Source organism: Pseudarthrobacter adonitolis, from assembly GCF_055412845.1.
Genome location: NZ_JBVAYW010000045.1, coordinates 1 through 4,673 on the forward strand (window position 1 = coordinate 1; position 4,673 = coordinate 4,673).

Annotated in this window: 7 protein-coding genes; 4 read left to right on the top strand and 3 right to left on the bottom strand. The window is 59.0% G+C overall.

Annotation, left to right across the window (positions count from 1 at the left end; translation table 11 throughout):
- The 3 genes from ACZYZ4_RS19295 (at position 1) to ACZYZ4_RS19305 (ending at position 1,703) form a co-directional block, all read left to right on the top strand.
- The gene (locus ACZYZ4_RS19295; RefSeq protein ID WP_463863393.1) at positions 1–174 is read left to right on the top strand and encodes a hypothetical protein; all 174 of its coding nucleotides are present in this window, start codon (positions 1–3) and stop codon (positions 172–174) included.
- Between the two features lie 464 nt (positions 175–638).
- Positions 639–941 (top strand): antibiotic biosynthesis monooxygenase family protein, encoded by a 303-nt coding sequence (locus ACZYZ4_RS19300; RefSeq protein WP_463863388.1) that lies wholly within the window; start codon positions 639–641, stop codon positions 939–941.
- A gap of 192 nt (positions 942–1,133) precedes the next feature.
- A complete protein-coding gene (locus tag ACZYZ4_RS19305; protein ID WP_463863389.1) occupies positions 1,134–1,703 on the top strand; it encodes a suppressor of fused domain protein in 570 nt (189 codons plus the stop codon).
- A 189-nt stretch (positions 1,704–1,892) separates the two neighbouring features.
- Here the strand turns inward: ACZYZ4_RS19305 and ACZYZ4_RS19310 are convergent, their stop codons facing one another.
- Both ACZYZ4_RS19310 and ACZYZ4_RS19315 read right to left on the bottom strand, forming a co-directional pair.
- Positions 1,893–2,261 carry a VOC family protein gene (locus tag ACZYZ4_RS19310; protein ID WP_463863390.1) on the bottom strand — a complete coding sequence of 123 codons (369 nt, stop codon included), beginning with the start codon at positions 2,259–2,261 and terminating at the stop codon, positions 1,893–1,895.
- A gap of 296 nt (positions 2,262–2,557) precedes the next feature.
- Positions 2,558–2,830 (bottom strand): DNA gyrase subunit A, encoded by a 273-nt coding sequence (locus ACZYZ4_RS19315; protein WP_463863391.1) that lies wholly within the window; start codon positions 2,828–2,830, stop codon positions 2,558–2,560.
- A gap of 484 nt (positions 2,831–3,314) precedes the next feature.
- On the opposite strand from ACZYZ4_RS19315, the gene ACZYZ4_RS19320 reads away from it, so the two are divergent.
- Positions 3,315–3,713: a hypothetical protein gene (locus tag ACZYZ4_RS19320; protein WP_463863392.1), complete on the top strand. Its 399-nt coding sequence runs from the start codon at positions 3,315–3,317 to the stop codon at positions 3,711–3,713.
- A gap of 297 nt (positions 3,714–4,010) precedes the next feature.
- On the opposite strand, the gene ACZYZ4_RS19325 is transcribed toward ACZYZ4_RS19320, so the two are convergent.
- The gene (locus tag ACZYZ4_RS19325; protein ID WP_256370781.1) at positions 4,011–4,133 is read right to left on the bottom strand and encodes a hypothetical protein; all 123 of its coding nucleotides are present in this window, start codon (positions 4,131–4,133) and stop codon (positions 4,011–4,013) included.
- Between the last annotated feature and the right edge of the window lie 540 nt (positions 4,134–4,673).

A 4,673-nucleotide genomic window follows, 5' to 3' on the forward strand; every position in this document is an offset into this window, starting at 1 on the left:
ATCGTCAGGACCCAGCCGGTCCTCGCCGGGCTTCCCGTCCTGGCCAATGCAGACTTTGGACACACACAGCCGCAGATTACGCTGCCCATTGGCGGCCGATCCGAGCTGACCGTCGCGGGAGGGATGGCACAGTGGCCAGCGGGCTTCCTATCCCGTATCGTCACGTTCAACTGATACCGCTGTGCCAGCTGGGCCTGGCTTCGGTCCTGAACATGGGTGGGGATGTTCAGAGTAGGGCCTTTTTCTCCTTCGCAAAAACTGATCCTGACGGTGGGCACGTCCTTCCTCACGGTCCTAGCTCTGATCAGATGCGTCACCTTGGTGGCTGCAGGAAATAGCGAATGGCCCTGGATGGCGTGGAATGTCTTCGTAGGTGTGGTCATGCTCCTGTGGATCCGCAAGGTCCCGATCAAAGAGCGCGGGGACAGATTCTCATCACCTTCTCGGACGGGGCGGGTACTCCCGGCTCATGAATACCCGCGCATGCCAGTTAACAGCACTAGCTGGCGCCGACATGCCTGTCGGCAACTGCTGGTGCCTCAACTGTGAGCCAGGAATAGGGGAATCAGTCGCCGCTAAGTGGCGGTCTTGCGATCCCGTTTGAGTAACCCTCAACGGGAATCTGCAAGACTTGCCCAATGATTACCGAACACGCGCTGCTGCCCGTCATTTTCGGCCAGGAAGAAGACTTTGAGGCAGCATTCGATCGCGCTCGTTTGATTATTGCGTCAATGCCCGGCTTTGCCTCTTTGTCGCTCTCTCGCTCGATCGAAACTCCCAACACGTACTTACTTCTCGTGCAGTGGGACAGTTTGGAGGACCACACCGTTGGCTTCAGGGGATCGCCGCAGTATCAGCAGTGGCGGGAGATACTGCACAAGTTCTACGAGCCGTTTCCTTTAGTCGAACACTACGAGCTCGTGAACTCTGCTCCTCGGTAGATCGCTCACAGGCTGGCCGTCGTCCCGGAAGGGGATTCCTCTGCGGGACATTCAAGGTCGGGGCTCGACACGCATACTTTGCAGGCCATCAGGTCAGCCGCCTTTCGCATATTCTTTCCATGTATTGGCCGAAGAGCGGGTTGTGATCCGGGGGGGGCAGCGACGGATGTTGGCCGGTTGGAGGACCATGAATTGGACAGTTTAGAAGCTGTGGACTTGCATTACCGCCGACACTTTGGCGAGGGAGTTGAATACCGAAGCTTCGACCCTCCTCAGCCAGGTCTGGCCGGCGTGCTCGAATGGCCCGTTGAAGCATCCAACGTGGGAATCCACTTCTACGCAACTCTTGGTCTTCATAAGCTCATTCATCACGGCAGGGGCCTCCACCAAGGTTTTGAGCTGTTTACTGGGCTAAGTCGGGGGTCCGATGGTTTTAGAAGGGCCTTTACCCTGATGATAAATGACCTCATTATCGAGCAGATACACGTTGAGGCCGGCCACCTCGTCAGCCCTGAACGCGGCAAGATTATGGACGGATCTTCGTTCACGTCGTGGCTAGTTATTGAGAGGGCCGATGATCTCCTTCCGGACCTAAGGCTTGGAGACGGGAGCCAGATCACGTTTCTGAACGTGATACCCATCTTCAAGGAGGAAGCCAGATGCATAAAGGAACTGGGCCACGATGCTCTCTTTCATGTGTGGAACACGGAGCGAACGCGTAGCTCAGACTGGCATCGTGAGCTGCCTCTGGCCCTGCGGTAGTCCTCACTTCGGTAGAGCCCTCAAATCGTCCCGTTAGGATCCTATTCCAGGCGGCCGATGCAGGAAATGGAGCCCGAGAGTCATGAGTCCGCCGCGTCCGTTTGAGGAACCTCAAGCGGCCGTTGATTTGTTGGCCGTGAAAGTCGAGCGGAGACCTGACAGCAGCTAATTTCGGCAGACCGCGAACGCCTAATCGACCGGCGTTGGGGTCCCCGGGTCGTTGGCCAGGGAGGCTTGGTAGTCGGCCTGAGACTGAAGAATACAAAAGAGGTTGCCGCCAGGGTCGGCCATGACAACCCATCCCTCGTCGCCGGCCTGACCGATGTCCGCACGCGTGGCCCCGAGCTTGAGGGCTTGATCCACACAGGCCGACTGATCTTCCGGCCGCAGATCCAAGTGGATGGCCCCCTGTTCGATCGGGCTATCCGACCGCTGGATAAGCAGGGCCGGCCCGTCGTCTCCGATCAACTTCACGGAATTGCTGTGGTTGGGCGCGATTCGATAGCCGAGCAATTCACGCCAGAACCGAGCGACTTCTCGGGGGCTGTTGGTCTTCATTGTGACAGTGGCGATCCTCGCGGCAGACATGAGCCAAATCTTCCGCTACCTTTCCCATTCGCGCCAGCCGTGACCGAACCGCGGGCGTCGACGCCGCACCGATATTTCCCCTATGCGGAACGGTGAGAGGGACTTGGCAGCGGCGGGTAGGGTGCTGCGCGGGTAGTCGTGTCGAGCGTGCGTCGTGCCGGACGCGGACTAATCGCCGCCGCGGAGTTCATGATGCACTTAATGGCGCTGAAAGCTGGGGAGCGAGGCCAGGACGATCAACCGTAACCGGATCGCACGTGACCAGTTCAGCGCCCATCGGGCAACATTGATCTAAGTTCTTCTGCACGGGAAGCGCTGGCCTGACGCTGGCCTCGGGTGAATCTTCTGGCCTGCAGGTCGAGGACTGCCCGGCTGCCCAGTGCTCCCACGCCCAACAGTTGACCCACGCGACGGATTGCTTCGTCCACGTCCTCTGAATCCTCAATCACCTGGAAGACCTCGTCGCGCCGGTCCATCGCCTGCACCAGAGCCTCGAGGATCATCAATTCTTCCTTCGTCTGCCGCTCATCCTGATCCATGCCGCGATTCTTGCACGACCGGCAGTCTTTAGGGCATTTCCGTCCAGTTTGGGAATCCTCGACGGCTTCCGAAGCGCGTTCCTCTGGGAACCCTCAACGGAACAGATTCTTCGCACTTACCCAGTTCCTGGCCTTTTAGGCTAAGGGTTTGTTCTGCGGCGTTTTCTCGCCCTGAGCACCATCCAGAGGGCCGCTGCCGGAGGCACGGGCCGTCTGCCATAGGGCCACCGGCCTGTTGCCTTCAGCTGATGCATGATAAACAAGGGCCATGATGCCTCTGGAGGCACCATCCTGGGCAACACTATTGGCAGCCACGGATGCTGGATGGTGACCCGTTCATTGTCCGCATCATCAACTAACCGAGGGGGCCCGGATGACAGTGACCACAGACAGGGTAGATGTCAGTTATAGCCAGTATCACTTGGTTGATGACAGCATCCCGACAACTGCAACGCCGCAGCAGTTCAACGACTGCAATGGACTTATGGTCGTGCTAGATGCCGGGGCGATCGTCCTCACCGGCACCGATACCGGCTTCATCACCATCGGCGTGTCCTTGCTGGACTCCGAACCCGAGTTCGCCCTCGATGGCTGGGAGGAGGCCGTTGATGTCTCGGTTCATGCCCCTGAAGGGCAGCTGGGCGTCGCTTCGCTGATGGGCGACGCGCCGTCCCTGCCGCCGCTCAGTACAGCTGGACCCGGCTGGTACAGGGTCCGCTGCCTGGCACGCGGCCGGGTGTCCGAGTTCCAGACCATTTCCCTGGAGTCAACGGAGGAACACCTACTCTTAGTGTGGCCCGCACCATCTGCTCCTGAGAAGGTGCACCACGTAGCCTTTCGCTTTGGTGAAATCCCTACGAATCCAGGGGCGGTCGGGCACTGAGTGAACCAGATCACGCCGCCAAAAGGATGTTTTGACGATCCGAACGGGTAAAGACAGCGACGGGCTCGCCTGCCCAAAGCCTGCCCTCCCTCAAAACAAAAAAGACAGATGAGGAGACCACCACATTGGTGGTCTCCTGGTCCGTAGGGTGTCCCGTAAAACGGTCCCGTAAGCCGGTCGATCACCGCACTGTTGGTGCCCGTTGGCCGAACCCTCTACGGGACGGACGGCTTGGCCAGCAGGCCTCGCCATCGTTCTCTGACCAGTATTTGGTGCCCTGGGACTAGGTCCCTGGTCCTAACCGCCGGCCACGAGGATGTTCTCGTGGATCTTCTTGTAACCGGATGCTTCCAGCTCTTTCGTGTCGTACCCGTCGGACACGAGGATGGACGATTCTTGGCTTGGTCCGCTAGTTCCCAAGAGCTCTCCCTCCCGCGCCCCACCGGTGCTGCACGCGGAGTGCCATCCAGATGGGTTGTCAACCGGAAAGACGGCCAAGCATGCTGTCGACTTCTCGGCGTTCTGTCCAAGGAAGTACTTGTTCCCACCCGTTTCGGCAACAAGGAGCACCTTATCCAAGTCTGGTTGCCTAAAGTCAACGCCTGTAGGAAGCTCGTCCGTCGACGTAGCGGGACGCTCCAATGCCTTGAATCCGGAAGGAGTCGAGCAACTGCTCAGCAGCAATCCCGATATGAGTGCGGCGGTTAGGAACGAAAATCTACGATAATTGATGGCGCTGCCCCCTCAGGCTTGGATGTGGTGACATCCTATCCACACTCCCGACGGACCGTGGAAGGAACGATCAACGAACCCTCACCGTGCTCAATCCGTGCCGCTAGATGCCTGTGAGCTGCTCTCGGCAACTCGGGGATACCACCCTCATAGGGCTCGGCGGATTGAACGCCAACGCCGCAGCCGGCCGAACAGGGCGTCGCTGAAGATCGCCACCGCAGTTAGGAC

What these genes read in the sequence shown, in the direction of transcription:
- ACZYZ4_RS19300 (WP_463863388.1), top strand. Translation starts at nt 639, where the DNA reads ATGATTACCGAACACGCGCTGCTGCCCGTCATTTTCGGCCAGGAAGAA.
- ACZYZ4_RS19310 (WP_463863390.1), bottom strand. Translation starts at nt 2,261, where the DNA reads ATGAAGACCAACAGCCCCCGAGAAGTCGCTCGGTTCTGGCGTGAATTG.
- ACZYZ4_RS19315 (WP_463863391.1), bottom strand. Translation starts at nt 2,830, where the DNA reads ATGGATCAGGATGAGCGGCAGACGAAGGAAGAATTGATGATCCTCGAG.
- ACZYZ4_RS19320 (WP_463863392.1), top strand. Translation starts at nt 3,315, where the DNA reads ATGGTCGTGCTAGATGCCGGGGCGATCGTCCTCACCGGCACCGATACC.